We start from the raw sequence: 25542 nt of genomic DNA, 5'->3' as shown, positions 1-25542 counted from the left end.
TTGAATGGTAAATGCTCAACTGCCGGTCTTAAACCACAACGTGATAATACTCAAGAATTATATTATTCAGCGAATCACGTGAGTTTCCAAGTTAAAAAAGTCTGTGCCAGCCTGGTCATTGGTTTCCTTATAGCTATTTTCGGAAACGGTGTTGCAGGAGGAGCAGGAAGTGATGGCTGGCTATGGTTTTTCTTGACATTATGTGTTCCATTATCCTTGTCTTTTGCGATATCCGGTTTTCAATTCCACCGTATCCAATTTAAAGGTGCCAAATTTATGGTGTTATGTATGATCATCGCTTTTATAAACGTGTTAATTATGGGTACAGCAGGTGCAATTATTGTTAGTGGTGAAACCAGAGGGTATGAGACCGTTAACATTGAAGGTTATTTGCAATGGGGTCCTGTTTATGCAGTTCTTTTCCTCCCGTTATCTACACCTTTGATTGCAGGACTATTACTCATATTACGAAGATCATTGAATGTGATACAACGTTGAATGATTACAACAGTGATATTCTAACAATTCTTAGCAAAGCCAACGAACTACTAGCCGCAGCTTATCATAGGCGGGGCCCTAGTGGAAAAAGAATCTACAGCATTTGTTGCATATAAAGAGCCCAGTTTAAAATTTCATGGCAAAAATTCAAGGAATCGTCTCGAAGCAGCGGAAAGTGGGACACTTTTAAGTGTCGCAATCCCGACATGACGTTCAGGAATTGGAGGCGTTAGGGGAATTTCAATTAGCTTACCGGTATTTAATTCAGTGGTAACGTATTTCCGCACGATAAAGGTAAGGCCAAACCCGCTCTGTGCAAATTGTATAAGGAGATCAAGGCTGCCCAATTCAAACTCAGGACTTAACGTAATCCCGTTAGATGCAGCATACTCATCGAGAAAATTTCTTGTGCTTCCTCCTGGTTCAAGCAGCAGCAAAGGGTAACGATGAAGTTCCTCCAGAGGTAATGGGTTTTCTGCTAAGGCCGCATACTCTTGATTACCAACAAGGCAATCCTGCTGCGTTGAACTGGTGCGGAAATCGATCTTTGAATCAAACACAGGCAGGTTCACAACTCCGAAGTCAATTTTACCTTCCTTCAAAAGTGTGAGGGTCTCAGGTGTTGTCCGATTAGTGACGCGGATCCTGACTTCTGGATATTGTTTGTGGAATTGTTCAAGGTGCGGCAACAGAAAATGCTTGCATAGCGTATCACTTGCTCCGATGTTGATTTCCCCATAAGACAGCTCTTGCATCTCCGAAAGTTTCTTCTCACCAATTTCGATAAAATGCATGGCTTGCTCCACAAAATTAAACAGCACTTCACCTTCAGCAGTTAGCGTAACCCCTTTTGTCGTACGGAAAAATAGTTGCCCGCCTAGGCCCCCTTCTAGCTGTTTAAGTGTATGGCTGACCGCAGGCTGAGTGATATGGAGTTTCTCTGCAGCCTTGGTCAAACTCCCTAGTTTTGCCGTCCAATAAAAAACACGATACCATTCCATATTCAATTCCATAGTCATTACCTCAATTTATGTCAGTCATTATCAAAATCAATTTTACTAATGCCCACACTTCAAATTATAATAATCGCTGTAAAGGATTACAAGTTGTGGGGGCGAATAAAATTGACGGTTACAGCGATTGTCGGAGCGAATTGGGGAGATGAAGGAAAGGGCAAAATGACGGATGTGCTATCCGCAAAATCATCTTATGTGGTCCGTTATCAAGGTGGAAGCAATGCGGGGCATACGATTATCAACGATTACGGAAAATTTGCGCTACACATGCTGCCTTCGGGGGTTTTCTATCCAAACGTTACGAATGTAATTGGCCCTGGAGTAGCGCTTGATGTAGAGTCTCTTATGAGAGAAAGGGAAGAGTTGATCGCCCGGGGTGTCCCAGAGCCTTGTTTACGTGTATCAGATCGTACCCAAATCATTCTTCCAATACACCGTTTATTTGATGAACTGGAAGAGGAGCGGCTAGGTTCACGCAGTTTTGGATCGACAAAACGCGGAATCGCGCCCTTCTATGCTGATAAATACGCAAAGCTTGGGATTCAAGTGTCGGACTTGTACAATGAGGAGCGGCTCTACTCACGATTACAACAATCGCTGGAGATTAAAAATGTGCTGCTTGTACATATGTACGGGCGGCAACCGATTCAACCCGAAGAGTTGATGCCGGAATTAGTAAGCCAAGGAGAAAAACTTCGTCCATTTGTTTGTAACACCACTTCAATGCTCCACGAAGCCTATGAAAATGGTGATTCAATACTGTTAGAAGGCCAACTTGGCGCACTTCGAGATCCTGACCATGGCATTTATCCTTTTTCTACATCTTCTTCAACACTCGCAGGTTTTGCTCCAGTAGGTGCTGGGTTGCCTCCATTTGCGATTACAAGGGTACTGGCAGTAGTAAAATCGTATTCAAGCTGCGTGGGTACGGGGCCCTTTGTATCTGAATTAGATGGATTGGCGGCAGATGAATTGAGACAGCTTGGAGGGGATGCGGGGGAGTATGGCGCAACCACTGGCCGCCCTCGTCGTGTCGGTTGGTTTGACGCTGTCGCAACCCGTTATGGCTGTATGGTACAAGGTGCAACGGAAGTCGCATTAACGAATCTTGACGTACTTGGATATTTGGAAACCATTCCAGTCTGCACGGGTTATGAATTAGAAGATGGAACAATAACTGACCAATTTCCAGTGAGTGCTAAGTTAGATAAAGCAAAGCCGATTCTGCAGCACTTTCAAGGTTGGAAATGTGATACATCTAATGCGAGATCTTATGATGACCTGCCAGATGCCGCAAAGCACTATGTTGAGTTTATTGAATCAGCAATTAATGTGACAATCACGTACGTTTCAATAGGGCCAAGACGTGAACAGTTAATAGTGAGGAACATATAAAACATTCTAATTAGCAAATGGATGCCAATTTAAGGATCGGCTGCTATATTTAAAAAAGAAGCACAGAGTGTGTTTAAACTCTGTGCTTCTTGCATATCTATACGATATTTGTCTTTTTTATGGATTGGTAGTTATTCTGGTTTCAATGTAACAAAGGTTACGCAGCCGGAGGGGACTGCTTGTATTTGACTTTCCAATGGATCATTATCTGAAATTAAAAGAAAGGCGGGATTTTTTTGATAGAAACAAAACGTCTTATCATTAGAGAAATGGTACAGTCCGATTATGATGCATTGTGCAAAATATTATGTGATGAGGAAGTAATGCGTGCTAGTTATGAGAGGGCATTCACCTTAGAAGAAGCGCAAAATTGGCTTAACAGGCATCTTAAAAGATATGAAGATTATGGTTTCGGACTTTGGGCTGTTGTCTTAAAAGAAACCAACGAAATGATTGGTCAATGTGGCTTGACCCTGCAAGGCTGGAGAGACAAAGAAGTTTTGGAAATAGGATTCTTGTTTCAAAAAGCGTTTTGGCACAAAGGTTACGCCACAGAAGCGGCAATGGCTTGCAAGGAATACGCCTTCTCAGTTCTTAATGCAAATAGGGTTTATTCTATTATTCGGGACACCAATATAGCCTCTCAAAAGGTTGCTATCCGAAACGGCATGAATATTATTGATAAAGATACTAAGAATTTTAGGAATACAGATATGGGGTTTTTTCTGTATTCTGTGGAGCGGACAAAATAAGCAGGTGAGAAATCGGTTCAATGCCCCGCAACCAGTGACATTTTTAGCGAAATCCTGCAATAAATGCAGCAGTACTGGCCAATAAAAGCGGAATATGCTGAAATTATGCATGAAATGCAACAAATCCAGCTAACGGGGCAATTTAGTTGAAGAAGATAAGTGGAGGTTATATGTCGTATTTGACGTATACTGTGAAGTAGAAAGCTGGGAAAATGATAGCTAAGTGTAAAGGGTTGAGTTAACTATCCAGCCTGTTTGTTGATGTCTTTAATGTTTGTGCCGCCTCATCGAGATAGATATCTAAAAAAGTACCATCAGTAAATTTAATAACCACAGCCTTAGTAGTGATGGCGATATCTTCAATCGTCCTACCTTTCAGTTTTTCAGGTATAACTTTGAAATTAGTCGATTCCACAATCATCAAATCCTTTCATTGAGTACACATCTTAATAATCGGTAATAAGTATATAAAACCAATATTATTCTAACCCTTCCCATAATAAAAGTAAAACATGGATGATAGAAATAATGCACAGTACTTATTCAACTAACAGGAAATAGGTTGCATGCTGGTTAGAGAGAATTCTCAGAATTGGCCAGAGAATGAAGCCGTTATTTTTTTTGATTTTCTTAAAAAGGGAGTCGAACCGGGATGAAAAAGTCGTTATACTCGTCTAACTTCATCATTAGAAACGCAGTCTTCGACGATATCGGCCTGCTTCGCGATATCTATCGCCGTGCTTCGCTGAGTGTTGAGGCTGACCGGGATCTCTTCGCTGCTCATCCTGATTGGCTCGTATGGGACGACAAGCTGTTGCCGTTCACACGTGTCGCTGTTGTTGACGGGAGAGTCGTCGGCTTTGCATCAGTATGCCCTGTCAACTGCTGCCTTGAGCTAGAGGGTCTGTTCACTGATCCTGAATGGATGCGCCAAGGTGTTGCGAGTGCTCTGATCCAAGATATTGCGCGCCGCGGTGTACGTGTAGAGGTGATTGCTGGCCCGCAAGCTGTAGGATTTTACGAAGCCGCCGGCTTCATCGCTAACGGCTTCGCCAACACGGAAGGCGGCCCGGCTCCCCGGATGTATCTCGATGTCACGCGTGAAGGACTTTGATATCTTTTGAAAGAGGGGCTTAATTCAATGAATCGAAGACAACGGGAAAAGTTTATTCCTTCCACCTGGATTATTGCTGCCAAACAATCAGGAGTACATGCCTATTATGTCCTCTATGCCATCGACTGGAAGCGCGGAGGCCGGCTGAGTTGGGAAGGCTGGCATCAGCTGGAAGACCTGCTGCAATTTCATATCCCTATCAAACGAAAGGCCGGAGGACGGAAAATTTCTTCCCAGCCTGCCGCCAAAATCGCAAAACATGCGCTCTTTTTACATCTGAATGAAGCACAGTTCGAAGAACTGGAACGGCTCTTTTATCAGCCATTTTCGAAGAAAAGATGGAGAGTGTTTATTCAAATCCAGGACACGAAGAACGTAATGTCTGCTTTTGTTTGTCCATAGCGGGCAAAATATCGTCTGCAGCCGGATAATTTCACTTGCCACTTCGCTATTTCGCTGAGCCCAGCAGTCCCTGGACATCGGTCACCGGAGGTCTCCCATACTGGCGTGCGTATTCCCGGCTGAACTGGGAAGGGCTCTCATAGCCTACTCGGAAGGCGGCATCAGAGGCTTTGAACGATTCGGTCAGCATGAGGCGGCGGGCTTCCTGCAGTCGGATGACCTTCTGGTATTGGAGCGGGCTCATGGCGGTGACACGCTTGAAGTGCTTGTGGAAGGCTGAGGTGCTCATATTTACGGATTCTGCAAGCTGTTCCACGACAAGGGACTCGGCATATTGCCTGGTAATCACTTGGATGGCTTGAGCAATCCGGTGCGCATGGCTGCCGATGATGGCGAATTGATGCAGGTGTGCGCCTTGGTCGCTCTGAAGAACACGATAGAGAATTTCACGGATCACGAGCGGGGACAGAACAGGAATATCCTGCGGCGCGTCGAGTAATTGGATGAGCCGTACGATGGCTGCAAGTAAGTGCCCGGAGGTTTGGGCAACCGTGATGCCAAGAGACGTTTCACCCGGGATAAGGGAGGGGTCATCCATTTCTTTTACAATTTCCAGGATGGTACCAGGATCGAAGCTTAGCTTGATGCCCAGAAAAGGATGCTCAGGCGTAGCCCCGGTAATTCTCCCGTTAATCGGCAGCTCGACCGAAGTGACCAGGTAAGTGGAAGGATCGTAATGGTAACTTTCGCCGGACAGGGCGGCTGCTTTGGATCCCTCAGCAACGACGCAGATCGATGGCTTATACACGGACTCCAGCGGTTCGGCTACATCTGTGGCGTGCATCAGCTGCAAGGAAGGAATGAGCGTCTGGCGGGTGCCTGCCGATGGAGCATGGCGAAGAATCAGCGCAGCCAATTGCTGTAAAAGTGGTCCGGTCCGCAATGTATCGTCCAAGTTAGAAGCCTCCTTTTTTCGTAAGAGTTGGGTTTGCTGTTAATCATAACGAGTTGAAGAGAAATAGGCAAGAAGTGAACAGGTCTGTTATAACGGGATGCTCGTCGATTGATTTACAATGAATCCATAAGGCCGACAGAGTTCAACCCGGCTTAAAACGAGGATAAAGGAGTGTTCGTGAGTGAGTCAGAACGGAAAAGTTGCGATTGTTACAGGTGCGTCACGGGGGATCGGTAGACAAATCGCCATTCAATTGGCTGGATTAGGGATTAAAGTAGCTGTTAATTATTCTTCCCACCGGGAGAAAGCGGACGAGGTCGTGCAAATCATTAAGGAGTCTGGCGGGGAAGCGATAGCCGTTCAAGGCGATGTAAGCAAAGTAAGCGAGGTCGAAGCGCTGTTCTCGGAGACAATCGGGCAATTTGGGCGTATCGATATTCTGGTGAATAATGCCGGAATTATGGAGTGTGTGCCTCTCGCAGATGTAACGGAGGAGATGTTCGACCGTCATTTTGCTGTGAATGTCAAAGGAACTTATTTCGCCTGCCAGCAAGCGATGAAGCATATGGAGCGGGGCGGAACGATTATCAACTTCTCAACCTCCGTATCGGGCGCGATGCTGCCAACCTATAGCGTCTATGCCGCAACCAAAGGGGCCGTCGAGCAGTTAACCCGCCAATTAGCGAAGGAGTTCGGGGCGAAGAATATCGTCGTGAATTGCGTAGCACCCGGACAAGTATCGACAGAGTTATTCCTGAACGGGAAATCCGAGGAGCTGGTGGATTCCTTCCGCCGGATGAATGCTTTTGGACGGCTTGGGGAGCCGGAGGATATTGCGAATGTGATCGACCTGCTCGTCAGTGACAAGGCCCGCTGGATCACCGGACAGACGATTCGCGTCAATGGCGGGTTTAACTGATACAACTGATGAGTTCCTTCCTCTATCGCCTATGGTTTATAATGGAAGATGAATAGGAGGGGGCAAAATGAACAATAAAGGCATGTTGCTTGTTCTGAATGGGACTTCAAGCTCCGGGAAGACGTCCATCTCGGCTGAACTGATAAAGCAGAAAGAGATTCCGTTTTATCATGTATCAATTGATGATTTTTTCATGAATTACAATGATTTCATTAATCATAAATTTCCGGATGATCCTGTACGGGAAATAGACCATCAGGTGGTCTCGGAAATCCTGGATGATTCCATCTGCTCCGTGTTCTATTCGACGATTAAGCTGTTATCGGAAATGGGATTCAATGTCATCGTGGATACCGTATTCGACAACGACAAGAGATTTAATGAGTTTTTGGATCATTTTGCCGGCCGGACTACGTTATTTGTTGGCGTCCTATGCTCTCGGGAAGAGCTCATCCGAAGAGAGCAGGCCAGAGGGGACCGGCAGATTGGACTGGCGGATGCCCAGTTCGATGTCGTCTATTGTTTTGATGAATATGACCTCGAAGTGAACACGGAAGAGCAGACTCCGGCAGAATGCGCCGAACAGATCTTACGTTATATTAAGTCTAATCAGGAATACTCGGCATTTCAGAAATTGCGTAAAAGGAGCCGCCCATGAACCTTGAGATCATCCTCAATCTCCCGATCCAACCGCATGAAGTTCCAGTGTTAAGGGAACTCGTGGGGTGGGAGGGCAGGCAGGTGGATTACCCTGCTGTATTCGAGCGATGCAACTTCTGGGCAGGAGTGAGGGATGAACAGAGCCAGCAGCTAATAGCGTTCGGTTATGTTGCTGGAATGGGCTTGCAGCATGGCTATATGGAGGACATCCTCGTGCATCCTGAATATCAGAGGAAGGGATTGGGGCAAGCCCTGGTAAAGAGATTACTTCAGGAAGCGGAGCATGTCGGGCTGGAGATTGTAACCCTGACCTACGATACCAAGCATATGCGGATTTACCGCTTGTGCAGGAGGCGTCTGGAGGAGACAAGGCTGAACCATGCCGGGGGAGCAGATAGAACGCTACTGACATAACGTTGTCAGGAAGGGTGGGTATAATGAAGACTATATTAACCTACAAACGCGAATATTAGGAGGCTATATTATGTCAGTCATTGGACCCGATTTCATCTCACTTCAGGTCAGCGATCTTGAAGGCTCTGCTGAATTTTATCAACGCTATCTTGGACTTGTCCGTTCACAGGCGGGCCCGCCTCATGCGGTGGTTTTTGACACCAAGCCTATCGCATTTGCACTTCGTGACCTCATGCCGGGAGTCGAACTCAGTACGGGGACTCAGCCTGGACTTGGTGTTGCGCTATGGCTCTATGCCCCGGATACGCAAGACATTCACGATAAACTCGCAGCAGCAGGCGTAAAAATCACATCCGCACCCATCGACGGCCCCTTCGGACGTACCTTTACCTTCGCCGATCCGGACGGTTACCTGATCACTCTTCACAGTAAAGGCTGATTCGCACCACAAGAAGACAGTGTTTCTGCACTGATTTGCTCCCCATATGGTAGACAGGTGAGATAATAAAGCCTGTTGCTGCATGGGGAGTTTTTGTGTGACCGAATTCTATTTTCTTAGTGAAATCAGATGCGTGAGAGTAGTTTGTGGTGAATTATTTAAGAGGAGGAAATATTATGATAAAAAAATGGACGATTGCATTGCTTTCAACTGCATTTCTTATGCTACCTTTAACAACTGGGTCTAGTTATGCGGCAGAGGCACAAACATCTACAACGATTAACAATGGTCAAATAAACAACGGTCGAGTATTAATCCCCTTACGTGCTGTCTCCGAAAATCTTGGCGCAAGCTTAAAATGGTTTCAAACAGATAAAGTTGTTAAAATCAAAACCGGAAATTCGACGATATGGCTTGCAGCAAATTTCAAACGTGTGATTATTGAATCTGCTCCCTCAAGTGAAGCTCCAGATACACCATCGCGGAAATATGTTGATTTGGATACTGCTACACAAGTCATCAATGGAACCACTTATGTTCCTCTTCGCTTTGTTAGTCAGTCGTTAGGGGCAACGGTAATGTGGAACCAACTGTCTAAACAAGCTACAGTAACAGTGGGCAACAAAGGATTGGTTGTTCATATGGAGACCCCGTCTATTCAAATTCCGGAAAAGAATAAAATTTCTGAAGCACGTTTGAAACTTCTATCTGATAAATTAAATCAAGCCTCAAATGTATCTTCAATTAAGAATGTAAATTCAACATTTAAACCGTACTTCACGGATAAATTAATTAAGTCTATTACTCAGAACAAAGGATTGAAAACAGCAGGTGCTTATGAAACGCCGGTCACTTCACCTATGTATACCAGTAAGAATTCTGCCACACTTTCACAATCTGTAATAGTAGCGAATGGTCTTACAGGTGAAGATCAATATGCAGAAGATCGGACAGTCTCGCTAATATTCGCGAACGGAACTTGGAAGGTGGACAGCGTCACTAAGGGTTCCAGAGTACTGATTTCGGGATTCTCTGATTATTATCCACAGTGAACAGGAGGTGGGCATTTGAGACTTGGGGTGAGGTGGTTGGCCTTTTTCTTATCCCTACTGGGTATTGGACTAAGTTTTCTGTTACTGTTTGCTAACCCATACAGTGATCAGGCGGCATCCAGCAGCACACAAGTGATTGTGCTTCTCATGCTTATAGTACCTTCAGCCGTCATGGCCATTTCAATCTGGCTTGGTCTTCGCGTGTTCATGGCCATTTCTTGGATCTGGCTGGCACCCTATTCATTCTACTTGGCAATGGCATCCATTCCGAGCATTTGGAACGTATTTTTTCTGATTCTATTGGTTCAATTCGTAGCTACCATTGTAGTACCAATACGTTCCAAATGAACAGAAGCCCGCGCCCCTTGTCTTTTCTAATACCACTGTGTTATCTTAGGATATATTTTCAGGGAGTCATACAGAAGAGGTGAAGCACCATGATTATCCGGCAGATTTTCAATAACAATGTCATTCGGGCTGAAGACCAGGTCGGACATGAATACGTTGTCATTGGGAACGGGTTAGGCTTTAAGAAGAAGCCGGGCCAGCGGGTCGAAGAGGAACGGATTGAGAAGACCTTCATGCTGAAGCCCGAGAAGGTTCCGCGCAAATTGATTGATCTGATCGGTGAGACCTCGGCTGAATATTTCTCGCTGGCCGATGAGATTATTGCCTATGCCAAGGCCGATATGGGCGACATCTTCAATGACAATATATATATCACGCTGATCGACCACATTCATTTTGCCATTGCCCGCTACCGGAAGTCGATGAATCTGAAGAACGCCCTGTTCTGGCAGATCAAGCGGTTCTATCCCAAGGAGTTCGCTATTGGCGTACATGCGCTGAGTCTGATCCGCAAGCATTTTGACATCGAGATGGATCAGGATGAGGCCAGCTTTATTGCCATGCATTTCGTGAATGCGCGGCAGGATGGGCAGGAGATGCAGCGGACGGTCGAGGTGACCAAGGCGATGAGCGATATCTTCAGCATTCTGTCAGAAGAATACCAGGTGAAGCTCAATGAGAATTCGTTCAATTATTCCCGGTTCCTCACCCATCTCCAGTACTTTCTCCAGCGTATGATCAGCGGGGAGCAGGAACGGTCCGCATCGGGCGACAACTTCCTGTATGATCAGATTAAGGTGAAATTTCCGCAGGCTTTTGCATGTACGAATAAGATTAATCATTACCTGGAAGAGACCTACGGGAATGCCATGTCCATTGATGAGAAGGTCTATCTGACAATTCATATTCAGCGGGTCACTTCGAGAGATATGAACCCGTTGGATTAAAAAGGAAGCAAGAAAGGGCTTGCAAACGATTACCTAATCCGCTATATTGGAGTCACAACTTAAATCTAAGGATTGTTACTGCTGAAGCAGGCGATACCTAAACGAGATGTGGATCACACCGGTGTGATCTCACAACTTTCGTTTAGGTTTTTTTTATGCCCATTTTTGGCAGTAGAGCAAAGGAGAGTCAGCATGGATAACAAAAAAATGTCAGAAGACATCATCCGTCTCGTCGGCGGGGAGCAGAATATCAACGATCTTGTCCATTGTGCCACCCGGCTGAGATTCAGCCTCAAGGATAACAAGAAGGCAGAGCGGGAGACGCTGGAGAAGCATCCGGGCGTCATTACCGTGGTGGAGAGCGGGGGGCAATTCCAGGTTGTCGTGGGAAGCAATGTAGCGAATGTGTACGCCGAAATTGTCAAAAATACCAGCTTCCTGTCTAACACATCCACCGATAATCAGAATTCCGGCCAGAAGACTTCGGCGGTATCAAAGGTGTTCGAGGTTATCTCCGGGAGCTTCTCGCCGCTGATTCCTGTAATGGCCGGATCGGGGATGCTTAAGGCGCTGCTGACAGTGCTTACGCTGCTGGGCTGGATGTCCGATTCAGGCGATGCCTACAAGATTCTGTCTGCGGCCGGTAATGCCGTGTTCTACTTCCTGCCGATCTTCCTGGGAATTACCCTGGGCATCAAGTTAAAAGCGAACCCTTACGTAGCAGGAGCCATCGGGGCGGCGCTAATGGAACCGAACTTTACGGCGATGCTGGAGGGAGATGGCGGACATTCCTTCCTGGGAATTCCGGTGGTCATGGTCAGTTATGCCTCCAGCGTCTTCCCGATCTTCATTGCGATTAGCATCTATGCCTTGCTGGATAAGCTGCTGAAGAAGATTATCCACAAGGACCTGCAGATCTTCATGGTGCCGATGCTCTCGCTGATGATTATGGTTCCGCTGTCGGTGATTGCCTTCGGTCCATTCGGTACAAGTGTCGGCGACTGGATCGCTTCCGGTGTGACCTGGCTGATTGGCGTAAGCGGCATCCTGTCGGGGATCGTCCTCGGCGGGGGGATGACCTTCATGGTCGTGTTCGGACTCCACTGGGGCTTCACTCCCATCACGCTGCAAAATATTGCGAACGGCGGTGACCCGATTGAAGCCATGGCTTCAGCAGCGGTATTCGCCCAGATCGGGGTAGCCTTCGGGATCTTCCTGCGGGCCAAGAAAGACCGGAACCTGCGGAGTATCGCCGCCTCTTCCGGGATTACCGGACTGCTGGCCGGGGTCAGTGAGCCGATTGTGTATGGCCTGATTCTCCGCTACAAGCGGGTCATTCCGATCGTCATTATTGCCGGAGCGCTCGGCGGCGCGATTAACGGACACTTCGGTGTGCTGTATACGGCGTATGTGTTCCATAATATTTTCTCGATTCCGGTAGAGCAGCCGATGTCGATCTTCATTGTCTCGATGGTTGTGTCCATGGGTACAGGGCTGCTGCTGACCTGGCTGTTCGGATATGAGAGTAAGGGTAAAATCGAAGCTTCCGCTCCAGCAGCCGCGCCTGAACAGATTCAGCCAGACAAGCCAGTAACACCAGTTGTGGACTTGAAAAAGGAACTGATCTTCAGCCCGCTGACCGGCGCAGCCTTTCCGCTTAGCGCAGTGCCGGACGATGCCTTCTCAACCGGGGCTATGGGCAGAGGACTCGCCATTGATCCGGTCATTGGGGAGGCGGTCGCTCCTGTGGACGGGACGGTGACTTCTATTTTCCCGACAGGTCATGCGATTGGCATCACGTCCGCTGCGGGAACTGAGCTGCTGATTCATATCGGTATTAACACGGTCGGGCTGAAGGGCAAACACTTCACACCAGTGGTCAAGGAGGGTGACCGGGTAAGCCAGGGTGATCTGCTGATCCGCTTCGATCTGGAGCAGATCCGGGCAGCCGGGTATCAGACGATTACGCCGGTGATCGTAACCTTGACCCCGAAAGAGGTCGAGATCTTCGAGACGGACCAGCAGCAGATTGAGCAGAACGAAGTGCTTTTGACATTGGTGGATTAATACAAGACTGAGGAGGAATAAGGTATGCTGCACAAACAACTTCACGCTTTTCCAGAGAATTTCTTGTGGGGCGGGTCCACTTCAGCTTATCAGCTGGAGGGTGCCTGGGATGAGGACGGCAAAGGGCCTTCTGTCATTGACCTGGCCAACCACGTGGAAGGGGTCACGGACTTCAGGGTCGCCAGTGACCACTACCATATGTACAAAGAGGATGTTGCCCTGATGGCAGAAATGGGCTTCAAAGCGTACCGCTTCTCCATCGCCTGGAGCCGGATCTACCCGCAAGGAGATGGAGCGGTCAATCCGAAGGGGCTTGAATTCTACAGCAATCTGATCGATGAGCTGCTTAAATACGGCATTGAGCCTATCGTCACGATGTACCACTTCGATCTGCCTTACGGGCTTGAAGAGCGTGGAGGGTGGTCCAATCGGGCGACGATCGATGCTTTTGAACAGTATGCCAAGACATTGTATGAGAATTACGGGGACCGCGTAAAGTGGTGGCTGACCATCAACGAACAGAATATGCTGATTCTGCATCCGGGATCGATCGGAACCCTGAATGAGAATATGACCGATCCGCAAAAAGAGCTCTACCAGCAGAATCACCATATGCTCGTTGCGCAGGCGAAGGCTATGGTGCTATGTCATCAGATGCTGCCTAGCGCGAAGATTGGGCCTGCCCCCAACATCGGCGTGATCTATCCGGCCAGCTCCAAGCCAGAGGATATGCTGGCCGCAGATAACTATGCAGCGATTCGCAATTGGCTCTATCTAGATATGGCGGTCTATGGACGTTATAACCATATTGCCTGGAGTTATCTAGTGGAGAAGGGCTACGAGCCGAAGATTGAGGAAGGGGATATGGATATCCTCCGGCAAGGCCACCCGGACTTCATCGCCTTCAATTACTACACTTCACAGACCGTTGGGGAGAGTAAAAATGACGGCAACGACTTCTCCCACACGGGCGACCAGCACGAAATCGTCGGGGAGCCGGGAGCGTATCGGGGTTCAGTGAACCCTAACCTGCAGACCACAGAGTTCGGCTGGGAGATCGATCCGGTTGGCTTCCGGACAACGCTCCGCCAAATCTATTCCCGTTACCACCTGCCGCTGATTGTTACGGAGAACGGGCTGGGCGCATTCGACAAGCTGGAGGAAGACGGAACGGTAAATGATGCGTACCGGATTGAATTCTTCCGCAAGCATATCGAGCAAATTCAGCTTGCACTTACCGATGGGGTAGAGGTGTTCGGCTTCTGTCCTTGGTCTGCCATCGATCTGGTCAGCACGCATCAGGGCTCCAGCAAACGCTACGGCTTCATTTATGTGGACCGTGAGGAGTTCGACCTGAAGGAGCTGCGCCGCATCCGCAAGATGAGCTTTTACTGGTATCAGAAGCTGATTGCTTCCAGAGGCGAGGTTCGCTGATTGTAATTGCAAAGGGTTGTCCTGGTAGCCATGAGAGGCTGCTTGGGGCAGCCCTATTTTTTTCTTCCAAATATTGCACAACAAAACCGGTACAATCGCCGTCTATACATAAAGAATGGAAAATAGCCTCTGAGGAGAGTGAACCACAGGTGTTTAAAAAGCTGGCTGTAACCCTACTAATGACGACGATGGTGTTCAGTGCAAGTGTAGCAGGTCTATCACAGGACAAGGCCCAGGCTGCCGGTGCGGGCGCTGTGCAGGCCAAGACAGCCGATCAATTATATCCGGTTGAAGTGAACGGGAAATACGGCTTCATCAACGGCAAAGGTACGGTGGTCATCGAAGCCGTGTATGATAGTTATGGTTACTCAGGAATACCTGGAGGGACGGTGTATGTCGAGGACCATGCGGCTAAGAAGCAATATTATTTCAGCTCGGCCGGTACCAAGCTGTTTGAATATAAGCTGAGAGATGCCGGCATTCTGTATAATGACCGCGCGCTGTATACCGCGCAGGTTCAGACCGCTGGTGGAGCTAAGGCGACCCGTTACGGGTATATCGACAGTCAAGGCAAGGTGGCCATACAGCCAATCTACGTCCGGGCGTTTAATTTCTCTGAAGGATTGGCTTCGGTCAATATGGGCAAAGCCTCAGGGTATATTAACACGAAGGGCGAGCTAATCATTCCGTACCGGTACAGCTCGACGTCTGATTTCTCCGAAGGCATGGCAATCGTTAAGCTTGCCGTTGGCGGCAAATACGGCTATATCGACACCACCGGCAAGCTTCGCATTACGCCCCGGTATGATCACGCCACACCGTTCTCCGACGGGGCGGCAGTCGTGTATGTGAATGGTAAATACGGCTACATCGACAAAAATGGCAATTACCTGATTAAGCCGCAGTTCAGCATGGCGCAGCCGTTCTCGGAAGGACTGGCGTTCGTCGAGCGCAATGGAGCCACCTTCTATATTAATAAGAAGGGCGCCAAAGTCATCCAGGGATTCACAGCCGGAGGATTGTTCAAGGGCGGTCTGGCTCCGGCCAGCCCGGGGCAGAGGTATGGCTATATTAATACCTCCGGCCGCTTCGTGGTCAAGCCGCAGCTCTATTGGGCGGATTCGTTCAACGGCGAGTTGGCGGAAATCACCTTACTGGTTCCAGAAACTCGCGAGGAAATCAGAGGGTACATGAACCGCAGCGGAACCGTCGTCTGGCCACGTTAATTGGTGTGATACTATTCGTATATGGTTTTCCGATAAAACAAAATAGCTCCACACTAAACGGCGGCAGTCATTCCTGTGAATGGCTGCCGCCGTTTAGCTTCAATAAATAGCTATCTTTTTACTCAAAACGTATACACATGATCCCCGGCATCCGCCCAGGCCAGCGTTCCATCCGGCATCCAGCCCAGCAGCGTGCCTGCGGATACGAACGTGAAGGTCCGCTCCTGTGTGTCGTAGACCTGAATGGCGCCCGTACCTGAATGGAAGGCTGCGAATCTGTCATCCGGTGACCACTTCAGCCCGGATAGCAGTAAATCATTATGTGGCTGCCGCTCATGCTCTGTGAGATCCTGCTTCAATTGGTCCGTGATCCGCTCATCCTGCATAACCGTGGAGGTTCCGCTTCCGGTATTGTAGCGGTTTTGGCCGAGAGGGTTCTTCTCACCTCTGTCTGCGGGAAGAAGCAGATGCGAATCATCCTCCCAAGTCAGAGAATATACGAACAGGAAGCCGTCACTATGGGAGATGTAGGCGGCGTTCTGCTGCGAATGCAGTATTTTCCCCTTCTGATCCAGTACCGTCAAATCTGCCTCCGGGCCGATAAACTCGTTATGTGCAGTTAATACAGCAATGCGCTTACCGTCAGGAGAGGAGGACATTCCGTAAACCGGCTTGTTGAACACATGAAGCTTTGTACGGGTGAAGTCCTTCAGGTCTACCCGGTACAGTGTCTTATTGCCTGAAATCATATAAGTGAAGCCCAAATAGAAGCGGTCGGAGTACAGCTCATGGTAGCCATAGTCATTGCCGTAGGCATTCTTCTCCTGCGGCCAAGCTGGAATCTCTAGCGCCTCGCCCGTCAGGGCGTGTACCAGATGGTGCTTCTCCTGCCCGTAGAACAGATAGGAGGGAGCAGATGATCCAGCAGTCTGAATCGACTTGATCCAGCCCGTGTTCCAGGCAGGTACTACGCGCCGGGTGCCGGAGGTGATGCCCTGGAACAGCAGGCTGCCCCCACCAGCCTGGGCTCTAACCACAACCGTGTTGCGGTGCGGCTGCTCGGTACTGGCATACTTGCGCCCATCTGAGGTGACGGCTTCATCCAGGTTGAACGTCCCGGACCAGGCGCTGCTCTCATCCAGATGCAGGCGGATTTGCACAAAGCGCGGGGACTCCCATTCCAGCGTGTAACGGAACTCTGCCTCGGGAGTACTGGTCTGCAGACTTTTCTTCAGCGCTTGCTCCAATGATTGTTTATTGATATCGCTGTTCGACTTCACCTGTACCAGTTGTCCGCCTCCGCCGATAATTCTCAATTGCTCAATATAGAGCAGCGGCTCCTCCCCGCTTGAAGGTGCTGAAGCGGAAGGTGTGGATGACACAGCCGTAGGTGATCCGATGGTTGGGGAGGCTGTGGGTGGGGCTGAGGAAGAGCTGTTCACAGCGGCCCTGTCTGCTCCCTGACACCCTGAGAGCAGAGCCGCCGCCAGCACAATTGCTGCCATATAGCGCATACATAAACCTCCTGTTGTGTTCAATTGTCCTATTGTTTTCTGATAATAGATAGATTTTCCATATTGTTATGGACGCGGTTGCTGCGCAGAAGTTGCAGATGCGGGTTTGACTTCAATTCTCTGCATGGATACCATGGAAGCAAAGTACTGGCTTTAGGCCACAAACAGAGGTGATCCTAAATGATAAGAGAAGTAGAGATGCAAACTCATTCCTTGAAAGAAACGAAAGACTTTTATGAGAATACTCTTGGGCTGGCGGTAGTCCAGAAACTTGCAGCCTCCTTTAGTGTACAAGCAGGGGCGTCTACCCTAACCTTTACTGAGTCTGACCCAGGCAGACAGCCGAAATATCATTTTGCGTTCAACATCCCTGAGAATCAGATAGATGAAGCGTTGCTGTGGATCACTCCGAAGGTCCAGATTATTCCGAGCCAAGGACAGGAGATTGTGCACTTTGAGTCCTGGAATGCCGATTCCATCTATTTCTATGATCCGGCAGGTAATATTGTGGAGCTGATTGCCCGGCACAATCTGAACAATTCCACTAATGAATTATTTTCTTCGGCCAGTCTGTTATGTGTAAGTGAGATCGGTCTGCCTGTAGGCGATGTGGAGGAGGCACTGCTCAAGCTATCCCGGGTAGGGATCGTTCCTTGGCAGGATTACCATAGCCAGTTCGCCGCCGCAGGTGATGAGCAGGGGCTGATTATTGCAGTTAGGCAAGGCCGGGTCTGGTTCATGTCTGACCAGGAGGAAGCTTATCCGCATCCGCTAATGATTAGGACGGACGTCTGTGAGATTACGCTGGATGATTTAGTGGGGATGCAGGTCCGCGGGATAACATAACAGCAGTGCAAATAACAAGTAACGGTAGCTAGGACTGAGGGGGTGGCCAGGGCTGCCGCTTTAATTTGAGATTGCTGAAGGCCGGTTCATGCCCGTTAAGGGGGAAATAATGAATCCGTAATACGGTACAGTGAATAGCGAGCACACCAAACGGATAAGGAGAGGGGAATTATGGAACTGGTCGTGAAGGATTCCAGCATAGAGCTGATTCGCGGAGACATCACCCAAATGGAGACAGAGGCAATCGTCAATGCTGCAAATACCAGCTTGCTGGGCGGAGGTGGTGTAGATGGCGCTATCCATAGAGCCGGGGGCAAGGCTATTTTAGAAGAATGCATGAAGATCCGGAATCAGCAAGGCGGTTGTCCGGTGGGTGAGGCGGTAGTGACCACAGCCGGGAAATTACCAAGCCGGTATGTCATTCATACGGTTGGTCCCGTGTGGAATGGCGGCATGAATCAGGAGGAAGACAAGCTGCGGAATTGCTACAGAAACGCATTATTGCAGGCAGAAGAAAAGGGAGTGAGCAGCATCGCTTTTCCCAATATTAGCACCGGTATCTACAGATATCCGAAAGACTCCGCCTGTTTCATCGCTCTAGGGGAAGTGTTCAGGTATTTATCGGAGAATGACACCAGCATTAAGAAAGTGATATTTGTATGTTTCGATGAAGAGAACCTAGACTTCTATAAGAAGGAATTCAAGAAGTACGAAGCTTAATAAGAATAAAGAGTTAACACGAATGAACCTTATGCCTCCTTCGTTTGTTTATAACTTAACAGGCTCTGGGCAGTGGGGAACGTCTGGCTGTTCAGAGCAGCAAAGTGGAGGGCTACAGTTGACGATTATACTGGCTATGCATGTGATGACACATCTGCTTACGGGCAGTTTCATTGTATCGATGGTGCTTATGCGCAAGGGGATTTCTTTTAAGGAAAAAGTGGTTTTACTCGGACTGGCCTCATTCCTGGGAATTGTGCCGGATCTCTTGGGGAACAGGTATGTATCTCCGTGGTCACATTCCATCGTCGTCATGGGGCTGGTTATGGTTCCAATTGTGTTCATATTCAAGCTTCTATTGAAAAAATATTCATATATCCAACTATATCTGTGTCTGGCGGGGAGTGTGCTGGGTCATATTCTGGTGGACTATCTGGGACATGGAGTACATTTGATCTACCCGCTGTCCAGTGAAGCTTATACGCTGGCATTGATCTATCTCGGTGATCCTACAGTATGGGTGCCTATGTTGGTGGGGGTTACGAGTTTCGTGCTTCCGGTGCCTGTGAGCAGGAGACGGGTACTTAGTATGGGGTGTGCTGGATTTATTGTGATCTATCTTGGCCTTAAGCTTGCCATGCTGATACAACTGGAGCAGGAGCTTCCGCGTAAATTCACGCTCACTCCACAGGCTGCTGTACAGGTGTATCCGCTGGGGGATAATCAGGTGCACAAGCTGAGTGATTTTTGGAAAATGGGGTTTGACGTCATCGACTCCCAGCGCAGGGTGCTTGGGGTGTTGGCTGTGCCGGGCGGTGGCATCCTGTTGGATGCTAATCTGATCTATGCCACGAAGGGTGACGTTGTGCGCAGCAATTCGGGAAAAGACGGGCTGGAGTACGTGTACCGGGTGCCTCCTGCTGAAGATGAAGCTTCATTTAAAGTGAGCGGGGAGAGCAGACAGGAGCCGGAAGGGAAGATTGTTGCCCGCGACCGGGAGGGAAATGCCCGTTATTTCATCTATAAGGATGGAGCGTGGGCAGAAGAACAGAGGGAATAGACTATTGTAAAGTAGGGGTCAGCAAGTGGAAGACATTCAAGCACTTATTCAAAAGCTGGACTGGGACACACCAGCAGCAGAACAAGCAGAGGCCATTCACAAGCTTCAGGACATCCGCGATGAACAGCTTCATCTATTGCTGCAGCCGCTGGGCAAAGAGTATTGGGATGGAGCGGCGGAGGTCATTGTTAAGCTAGGCTATCCCCGCGTGAAGCCGATCCTGCCGGGACTGCTGGAGTGGATTCAGGACATGAACTGGCCGGGATCGCGCCGGATTGCTCCTTTTTTGAGAGAGATCGGTGATCCGTTAATCCCCTATATTCAAGATGTGTTCAGGAATCAAAGTCAAGATGAGGAATGGATGTACTGGATTTTTGAAGTAATCCTTGATCACTGGAGCCCGGAGCAGATTGCCCAGCTTCAGGAGGAGCTAATCCGGCTAACAGCAGGAGGAACGATAGGCCTGAAGGCCCTGCGTATTCTATGGGTCCACCAGATCTATTCGGGAGAAGCCGTTCAACTACTATTAGAGGACAAGAAGCAGAGAGCTCTTGCAGAAATTGTGGAGCTGGATAACGTGCATCCCGGCATCGATTGTGAAGCGCTGGAAAGAGGATTCCGTGAAGTGAGCGCCCAATTTGGATTGTCCAAGTCTTATATGGAGCAGCACCGGGAAGAATTCAGCTTCTGTTACCAGAAATCCAGTCTTCATGACCTCGTAAGTGAAATTGAGGAGCTTGCTAATGAAGTGCGGCAGACTCATTGATGATGGTCATGGCGGATGGTAAGATGTGGTTATGCCTACACCTATCCTAGATACCAAATTCAATATCCCGCCGCTTCGGCCCGCAACGGTTCCCCGTGAACGGTTGATCCATAAGCTTCGAGATGGTATGCATCGTAAATTGACCCTGATCTCCGCGCCCGCGGGTTATGGGAAAACCACATTGATCGGTGAGTGGATCGCCAATTGCGGGCGGCCTTGCGCATGGCTGTCGCTGGAGGAAGAAGACGGCGAGCCTGCGCGTTTTCTGAGCTGCCTGATTTCATCCCTGCAAACACTTGCCCCGAAGACAGGTGAAGGCGTGCTCGCTGTGCTTCAGTCTCCCGAGCCGCCGCCCATGGAGTCGATCCTGCCGGTACTTCTTAAGGATATTGCCGCCATGGCTCCTTGTATACTCATCCTTGACGATTATCACCTAGTGAAATCCAAATCTGCCGACAAGTTAGTTTCCTTCCTGCTTGACCATTTTCCCGGGGATTTTCATCTGGTGATGATTACCCGCGAGGAACCCCTTATTCCATTAGCCCGGTTACGGGTTCAAGACCAGTTAACAGAGCTGCGTGCCTCTGATCTGGTGTTTACTTCCACAGAAGCCGAAGAATTTCTTAACGGAATCATGGGGCTTACCCTGCCCGCAGACGAAATAGACGCATTGGCATCACGTACCGAAGGCTGGATTGCCGGCTTGCAGCTGGCAGCACTCTCGATACAGGGGGATCATGGTACCGGACGGTTCATCCAGTCTATCGCTGGCAGCCATCATTTCGTACTGGACTATTTGGTGGAAGAAGTTCTGCAACGGCAGCCGGAAGCAGTTCAAAGTTTTTTACTAAGGACCTCCGTCCTTGACCGCCTGTGCGGTTCTCTGTGCGATGCCATTCTGCTTAATTCTGCAATGCCGGGCAGGCAGCAGCTACTTGATCTTGAACGCCAGAACTTATTTGTCATTCCCTTGGACCATGAAAGACAGTGGTATCGTTATCATCACTTGTTTGCCGAATCCTTGCAAAGACGGCTGCAGGATAGTCACGACAACAGCAGTATCGCGGAAATGAATAAACGGGCAAGTGAATGGTATGAAAGCCAAGGCTATGAGATCGAAGCGTTTCGTCATGCTGTACAATCGGCTGATATTGAGCGTGCTGCACGACTGCTTGAAGGGGACGGGAAGCCGCTGCATCTTCGCGGAGCAGCAGACCTTGCACTGAAATGGCTGGAGTCGTTGCCTGCTGCGGAGCTGGGGGCAAGACCCGTGCTGCTGGTGATATATGGTTCGGTTCTGCTGATCACCGGCAAGCCGACACATGTCGAGCCTAAGCTGCGGGCAGCGGAAGCGGCGCTGGAGGGCGTCCGGCAGGATGCCCGTATTAGGGAATTGATCGGACTTATTGCTGCAACCCGGGCTGCCGTAGCCGCGCTGATGATGGCATCAAAGCCTGGCGGAGCCAGCCCCAAGTTACTGGCAGCCGAGGCGTTCATGCAACTGACGGAGCAGGAGGATAAGACCGATGATCTCATCGGGCTGATTGCCCCTGCAAGGGAGGCTTGGGCAGATGTAAGCCAGGAGATAGACCAGGTCATTACCCAGTCAAGCCGTGCGTTAGAATATCTCCGTCAGGATAATCTTGCGGTTAGGACATCGGCTGCTTGGATGCTGGGTGTGGCCTGCCAACGGCGGGGAGACTATGCCGGAGCCCGAAAGGCCTATAACGAGGTCATTACGTACAGCCATATGATGGGCCATCAACCGATGGCTGTTCTGTCTCTGATCGGCCTGGGTCAGATGGAGGAAGCGGACAACCGGCCCGGTCCGGCAGGAGAATGTTACAAGGAGGCACTTCGCCTGGCCGGTGATCTGCCGCTTCCGGCTATTCAAGAAGCACAGGCGGGTCTGCAGCGTGTACAGAGGGGCCGCAAACCGGGCCAGGAAGACCACCTGATCGAGCCGCTCAGCAGACGAGAGCTTGAAGTGCTGGAACTTATCGCCAAGGGACTGTCCAACCGGGACATCGGCGCGAAGCTCTTCTTAGCTGTGGACACGGTCAAAGGACACAACCGCAGGATTTTTGAGAAACTGCAAGTACAAAGACGCACAGAAGCGATCGCGCGTGCCCGTGAGTTGAATTTGCTTCCAGACCCGCTGAAACCACACTAAAGTGTCTACTGGCTATACTGCCGCTTAGCTATAATCCTTGTAACTCGAGTTAAGGGGAGATAAGGATGAATAGGAATGCAAGGGTGGCAGGGGTACTCTTTCTGGTGTCAACGGGGGCTTACATGCTAGGGAGCGGGCTATTGAATCCCATCCTCCAGGAGCCTGAATTTCTCGCGGGTTTATTTGTAGACAGAACAAGAGCCACCGCCGGATTATTGCTGGAGTTGATCAACGCTATAGCAGTTGTGGGGATTGCGATGCTGCTTTATCCTGTTATACAAAAATATAACGGGGCGTTTGCGGCAGGGTACTTAAGCTCCCGGATCATCGAGTCTGCGCTTCTAATGCTCAGTTTAATCGCGCCAATCCTGCTCATCTCGTTGAGCGAAGATTACACATCGGCGGAAGCCTCAGGTTATTCTCACCTCCAGCGTATAGCGGATTTAGCGGTAGAAGCTCATTTGATGCTATTTCAACTGGCTATGATCGTGCTGAGCTTAGGCAGCTTGTTATTGTGTTATGTTCTCTACCGTTCAGAGCTGGTTCCGCGATGGTTGTCTGTGATTGGCTTCATCGGGTATGCCGGGTTGTTAACAAGCAGTAGTCTGGCCATCTGCGGCCGTGATACCGGAACCATTCTGTATATTCCAGGGGCCATATTTGAAATGATTCTGCCGCTTTGGCTCTTGGTTAAGGGGTTTAATCTGCGTACAGAGACACCCTGAATTGTCCGCAGGCCGGAGCAAGGGTCAGGCCATGCTCCGGCCAAAGAATAATCTTAATGCAATCTTAATGTCTTTGCGTTTTCCTTAACGCTATATTAATGCCGGACATGATATGTTGAACACCACAGAATAGTCTTCTGTGGTGTTTTTGTTGTGTCCCGGAACGGGAGTAGATGGAGTTCAACCAAGATCCTACAAATAACAAGCGAGTGGTGAAACTGAGTGATTTCATTTTTAAAACGATTTTTAATTGGCAGGCCCTTAAAGTCCAGTGAACTCGGAGAACAAAAGTTGAATAAAAAGAAGGCGCTGGCTATACTGTCTTCTGATGCGCTGTCATCCGTTGCCTACGGGCCGGAGCAAATCCTGATTGTACTGGTTACGATTGGGGCCGCCGCCTTCTGGTATTCGATCCCGATAGCGCTGGGTGTGCTAATCCTGCTGACCGCGCTCATTCTGTCCTACCGGCAGATTATTTTTGCGTATTCCCACGGCGGGGGCGCCTATGTGGTGTCCAAGGAGAACCTGGGCAAGTACCCGGGGTTAATTGCTGGCGGTTCTCTGCTGGTGGACTATATTTTAACGGTTGCTGTAAGTATTTCGGCGGGTACGGATGCTATCACCTCAGCGTTTCCAAGCCTGCATGAGCATAAAGTGGTGATTGCCATTGCTTTTGTGCTGCTTATCACGATTTTGAACTTAAGAGGGGTAACGGAATCTGCTTCCGTCCTCGCTTATCCGGTCTATTTATTCGTTCTGGCCTTATTCATCCTGATTGGTACAGGTCTGTACAACATCTTGTCAGGTAACGTTCCGGCAGAACTGCATACCTCACTGGGGACTCCGGTAGCGGGGATCAGCCTATTTCTATTATTGCGCGCATTTTCTTCCGGGAGCTCTGCGTTAACGGGGGTTGAAGCGATCTCCAATGCCATACCGAATTTCAAAAACCCGGAAGCGTCCAACGCCTCCAAAACCTTAATCGCCATGGGGGCTTTATTGGCTGTGATGTTCTCCGGCATTGTGGTGTTAGCCTATTATTACGGGGTTGCTCCCCGTGCTGACGTCACTGTGGTCTCGCAAATTGCCGAGCAAACCTTTGGCCGGAATGCGATGTACTATTTTATCCAGGGAACGACTGCATTAATCTTGATACTGGCTGCGAATACCGGTTATTCCGCCTTTCCATTGCTGGCTGTGAACCTTGCCAAGGATAAATTCATTCCGCGAATGTTCACCATGCGGGGGGACCGGCTGGGTTACTCCAACGGTATTATCATCTTGGGTGTTCTGTCCATGGTTCTGATATATGTCTTCGAGGGGAAAACGGAGCAGCTGATTCCTTTATATGCCGTAGGTGTGTTCATTCCCTTTACGTTGTCGCAGAGCGGAATGATGGTGAAATGGCTCCGGGAAAAGCCTGCGGGCTGGGTGCAAAAGTTCATCATCAACACGGTTGGCGCTCTAATCAGCTTCGTGGTAACGATGATGTTCTTCATGACCAAGTTTACTCAGGTATGGCCGGTATTTGTCTTCCTGCCGATTCTGCTCCTGGTGTTCCACCGGATTCATAAGCATTATGAGGCCATTGCGGACCAGCTTAGAATTTCGACCTGTGAGGAGACGATCAAGATTGAAGGCAATGTGATTATCGTGCCGGTTGCCGGAATCACTCATGTCGTGATGAACTCCCTGGAATATGCCAAGTCGCTGTCTCCGCAGCAGATTATAGCCGTCTATGTGCCCTTCGAGCGGGAAGATGAAGCGGTGTTCGAGGAGAAGTGGAGAAAGTGGCAGCCGGACGTAAGATTAGTAACTCTATATACTCCTTATAGAAGCATCGTACAGCCATTGACCAAGTTTATTGATAAAGTGAATTGGAAGGCCGCAGAGCTGAACCATAGGGTAACGGTCATTATTCCACAGTTCATTCCGAAGAAAGGCTGGCATAATATTCTTCATAATCAATCGAGCCTGCTGATACGCGCCCGTCTGCTGTTCCGCAGCGATGTGATTGTCACTACAGTGCCTTATCATTTGAAGAAGTGATTGAGTATAAAAAAGCCTGCACCCCCATACCGGGCGTGCAGGCTTCTTGCT

Annotated in this window: 25 protein-coding genes; 21 read left to right on the top strand and 4 right to left on the bottom strand. The window is 49.2% G+C overall.

Annotated features, from left to right (window positions below; all coding sequences use genetic code 11):
• Positions 1–498: a hypothetical protein gene (locus tag MHH28_RS18570; protein WP_405104508.1), complete on the top strand. Its 498-nt coding sequence runs from the start codon at positions 1–3 to the stop codon at positions 496–498.
• Positions 499–632: 134 nt separating this feature from the next.
• Here the strand turns inward: MHH28_RS18570 and MHH28_RS18565 are convergent, their stop codons facing one another.
• The gene (locus tag MHH28_RS18565) at positions 633–1511 is read right to left on the bottom strand and encodes a LysR family transcriptional regulator (protein ID WP_405104507.1); all 879 of its coding nucleotides are present in this window, start codon (positions 1509–1511) and stop codon (positions 633–635) included.
• A gap of 111 nt (positions 1512–1622) precedes the next feature.
• On the opposite strand from MHH28_RS18565, the gene MHH28_RS18560 reads away from it, so the two are divergent.
• A complete protein-coding gene (locus tag MHH28_RS18560; protein ID WP_405104506.1) occupies positions 1623–2909 on the top strand; it encodes an adenylosuccinate synthase in 1287 nt (428 codons plus the stop codon).
• Between the two features lie 236 nt (positions 2910–3145).
• Positions 3146–3661 carry a GNAT family N-acetyltransferase gene (locus MHH28_RS18555; protein WP_405104505.1) on the top strand — a complete coding sequence of 172 codons (516 nt, stop codon included), beginning with the start codon at positions 3146–3148 and terminating at the stop codon, positions 3659–3661.
• A gap of 238 nt (positions 3662–3899) precedes the next feature.
• Here MHH28_RS18555 and MHH28_RS18550 read toward each other — a convergent pair whose 3' ends face one another.
• Complete coding sequence (locus tag MHH28_RS18550; RefSeq protein WP_405104504.1) at positions 3900–4076, bottom strand: hypothetical protein; 177 nt, start codon at positions 4074–4076, stop codon at positions 3900–3902.
• Positions 4077–4313: 237 nt separating this feature from the next.
• Between MHH28_RS18550 and MHH28_RS18545 the strand changes: the two genes are divergently transcribed.
• Both MHH28_RS18545 and MHH28_RS18540 read left to right on the top strand, forming a co-directional pair.
• Complete coding sequence (locus MHH28_RS18545; protein WP_405104503.1) at positions 4314–4775, top strand: GNAT family N-acetyltransferase; 462 nt, start codon at positions 4314–4316, stop codon at positions 4773–4775.
• A gap of 27 nt (positions 4776–4802) precedes the next feature.
• The gene (locus MHH28_RS18540) at positions 4803–5177 is read left to right on the top strand and encodes a hypothetical protein (RefSeq protein ID WP_405104502.1); all 375 of its coding nucleotides are present in this window, start codon (positions 4803–4805) and stop codon (positions 5175–5177) included.
• Between the two features lie 46 nt (positions 5178–5223).
• Here the strand turns inward: MHH28_RS18540 and MHH28_RS18535 are convergent, their stop codons facing one another.
• On the bottom strand, positions 5224–6132 hold the full coding sequence (locus tag MHH28_RS18535; RefSeq protein WP_405104501.1) for an AraC family transcriptional regulator N-terminal domain-containing protein: 909 nt from the start codon (positions 6130–6132) through the stop codon (positions 5224–5226).
• A gap of 181 nt (positions 6133–6313) precedes the next feature.
• Here MHH28_RS18535 and MHH28_RS18530 point away from each other — a divergent pair, with 181 nt between their 5' ends.
• The 9 genes from MHH28_RS18530 (at position 6314) to MHH28_RS18490 (ending at position 15638) form a co-directional block, all read left to right on the top strand.
• On the top strand, positions 6314–7051 hold the full coding sequence (locus tag MHH28_RS18530; protein WP_405104500.1) for an SDR family oxidoreductase: 738 nt from the start codon (positions 6314–6316) through the stop codon (positions 7049–7051).
• 67 nt (positions 7052–7118) lie between these two features.
• Positions 7119–7709, top strand: a complete 591-nt coding sequence (locus tag MHH28_RS18525) for a chloramphenicol phosphotransferase CPT family protein (protein WP_405104499.1) — start codon at positions 7119–7121, stop codon at positions 7707–7709.
• Complete coding sequence (locus MHH28_RS18520) at positions 7706–8125, top strand: GNAT family N-acetyltransferase (RefSeq protein ID WP_405104498.1); 420 nt, start codon at positions 7706–7708, stop codon at positions 8123–8125. The genes MHH28_RS18525 and MHH28_RS18520 overlap by 4 nt, the downstream gene beginning before the upstream one ends.
• A gap of 70 nt (positions 8126–8195) precedes the next feature.
• Entirely contained in the window at positions 8196–8564 is a 369-nt protein-coding gene (locus MHH28_RS18515; RefSeq protein ID WP_405104497.1) for a VOC family protein, read from the top strand.
• A gap of 176 nt (positions 8565–8740) precedes the next feature.
• Complete coding sequence (locus tag MHH28_RS18510) at positions 8741–9616, top strand: stalk domain-containing protein (protein ID WP_405104496.1); 876 nt, start codon at positions 8741–8743, stop codon at positions 9614–9616.
• Between the two features lie 437 nt (positions 9617–10053).
• Entirely contained in the window at positions 10054–10911 is an 858-nt protein-coding gene (gene licT, locus MHH28_RS18505) for a BglG family transcription antiterminator LicT (protein ID WP_405104495.1), read from the top strand.
• Positions 10912–11103: 192 nt separating this feature from the next.
• Positions 11104–12978, top strand: a complete 1875-nt coding sequence (locus tag MHH28_RS18500) for a beta-glucoside-specific PTS transporter subunit IIABC (RefSeq protein ID WP_405104494.1) — start codon at positions 11104–11106, stop codon at positions 12976–12978.
• A gap of 24 nt (positions 12979–13002) precedes the next feature.
• Entirely contained in the window at positions 13003–14412 is a 1410-nt protein-coding gene (locus MHH28_RS18495; RefSeq protein WP_405104493.1) for a glycoside hydrolase family 1 protein, read from the top strand.
• Positions 14413–14561: 149 nt separating this feature from the next.
• Positions 14562–15638 (top strand): WG repeat-containing protein, encoded by a 1077-nt coding sequence (locus tag MHH28_RS18490; RefSeq protein WP_405104492.1) that lies wholly within the window; start codon positions 14562–14564, stop codon positions 15636–15638.
• A gap of 122 nt (positions 15639–15760) precedes the next feature.
• Here the strand turns inward: MHH28_RS18490 and MHH28_RS18485 are convergent, their stop codons facing one another.
• Positions 15761–17152 (bottom strand): hypothetical protein, encoded by a 1392-nt coding sequence (locus tag MHH28_RS18485; protein ID WP_405104491.1) that lies wholly within the window; start codon positions 17150–17152, stop codon positions 15761–15763.
• A 180-nt stretch (positions 17153–17332) separates the two neighbouring features.
• Between MHH28_RS18485 and MHH28_RS18480 the strand changes: the two genes are divergently transcribed.
• From MHH28_RS18480 to MHH28_RS18450, 7 genes are all read left to right on the top strand, one after another.
• The gene (locus MHH28_RS18480) at positions 17333–17998 is read left to right on the top strand and encodes a VOC family protein (protein WP_405104490.1); all 666 of its coding nucleotides are present in this window, start codon (positions 17333–17335) and stop codon (positions 17996–17998) included.
• A gap of 171 nt (positions 17999–18169) precedes the next feature.
• On the top strand, positions 18170–18718 hold the full coding sequence (locus MHH28_RS18475; RefSeq protein WP_405104489.1) for an O-acetyl-ADP-ribose deacetylase: 549 nt from the start codon (positions 18170–18172) through the stop codon (positions 18716–18718).
• 118 nt (positions 18719–18836) lie between these two features.
• The gene (locus MHH28_RS18470; protein WP_405104488.1) at positions 18837–19778 is read left to right on the top strand and encodes a metal-dependent hydrolase; all 942 of its coding nucleotides are present in this window, start codon (positions 18837–18839) and stop codon (positions 19776–19778) included.
• Between the two features lie 25 nt (positions 19779–19803).
• On the top strand, positions 19804–20544 hold the full coding sequence (locus MHH28_RS18465; RefSeq protein ID WP_405104487.1) for a DUF5071 domain-containing protein: 741 nt from the start codon (positions 19804–19806) through the stop codon (positions 20542–20544).
• 31 nt (positions 20545–20575) lie between these two features.
• Positions 20576–22717, top strand: a complete 2142-nt coding sequence (locus tag MHH28_RS18460; RefSeq protein ID WP_405104486.1) for a LuxR C-terminal-related transcriptional regulator — start codon at positions 20576–20578, stop codon at positions 22715–22717.
• A 65-nt stretch (positions 22718–22782) separates the two neighbouring features.
• The gene (locus MHH28_RS18455; protein WP_405104485.1) at positions 22783–23442 is read left to right on the top strand and encodes a DUF4386 domain-containing protein; all 660 of its coding nucleotides are present in this window, start codon (positions 22783–22785) and stop codon (positions 23440–23442) included.
• A 222-nt stretch (positions 23443–23664) separates the two neighbouring features.
• The gene (locus MHH28_RS18450) at positions 23665–25491 is read left to right on the top strand and encodes an APC family permease (RefSeq protein ID WP_405104484.1); all 1827 of its coding nucleotides are present in this window, start codon (positions 23665–23667) and stop codon (positions 25489–25491) included.
• The last annotated feature ends 51 nt before the right edge of the window (positions 25492–25542 follow it).

The sequence above is a fragment of the Paenibacillus sp. FSL K6-1217 genome (assembly GCF_045040735.1).
GTDB lineage: Bacteria > Bacillota > Bacilli > Paenibacillales > Paenibacillaceae > Paenibacillus_AQ.
Note: the sequence above shows the minus strand (reverse complement) of the source record. Positions and strands in the feature narration are given on the sequence as shown.

Coding starts and splice junctions, on each gene's coding strand:
- MHH28_RS18525 (WP_405104499.1), top strand. CDS start 7,119: ATGAACAATAAAGGCATGTTGCTTGTTCTGAATGGGACTTCAAGCTCC.
- MHH28_RS18545 (WP_405104503.1), top strand. CDS start 4,314: ATGAAAAAGTCGTTATACTCGTCTAACTTCATCATTAGAAACGCAGTC.
- licT (WP_405104495.1), top strand. CDS start 10,054: ATGATTATCCGGCAGATTTTCAATAACAATGTCATTCGGGCTGAAGAC.
- MHH28_RS18455 (WP_405104485.1), top strand. CDS start 22,783: ATGAATAGGAATGCAAGGGTGGCAGGGGTACTCTTTCTGGTGTCAACG.
- MHH28_RS18460 (WP_405104486.1), top strand. CDS start 20,576: ATGCCTACACCTATCCTAGATACCAAATTCAATATCCCGCCGCTTCGG.
- MHH28_RS18520 (WP_405104498.1), top strand. CDS start 7,706: ATGAACCTTGAGATCATCCTCAATCTCCCGATCCAACCGCATGAAGTT.
- MHH28_RS18540 (WP_405104502.1), top strand. CDS start 4,803: ATGAATCGAAGACAACGGGAAAAGTTTATTCCTTCCACCTGGATTATT.
- MHH28_RS18495 (WP_405104493.1), top strand. CDS start 13,003: ATGCTGCACAAACAACTTCACGCTTTTCCAGAGAATTTCTTGTGGGGC.
- MHH28_RS18485 (WP_405104491.1), bottom strand. CDS start 17,152: ATGCGCTATATGGCAGCAATTGTGCTGGCGGCGGCTCTGCTCTCAGGG.
- MHH28_RS18515 (WP_405104497.1), top strand. CDS start 8,196: ATGTCAGTCATTGGACCCGATTTCATCTCACTTCAGGTCAGCGATCTT.
- MHH28_RS18565 (WP_405104507.1), bottom strand. CDS start 1,511: ATGGAATTGAATATGGAATGGTATCGTGTTTTTTATTGGACGGCAAAA.
- MHH28_RS18480 (WP_405104490.1), top strand. CDS start 17,333: ATGATAAGAGAAGTAGAGATGCAAACTCATTCCTTGAAAGAAACGAAA.
- MHH28_RS18500 (WP_405104494.1), top strand. CDS start 11,104: ATGGATAACAAAAAAATGTCAGAAGACATCATCCGTCTCGTCGGCGGG.
- MHH28_RS18475 (WP_405104489.1), top strand. CDS start 18,170: ATGGAACTGGTCGTGAAGGATTCCAGCATAGAGCTGATTCGCGGAGAC.
- MHH28_RS18510 (WP_405104496.1), top strand. CDS start 8,741: ATGATAAAAAAATGGACGATTGCATTGCTTTCAACTGCATTTCTTATG.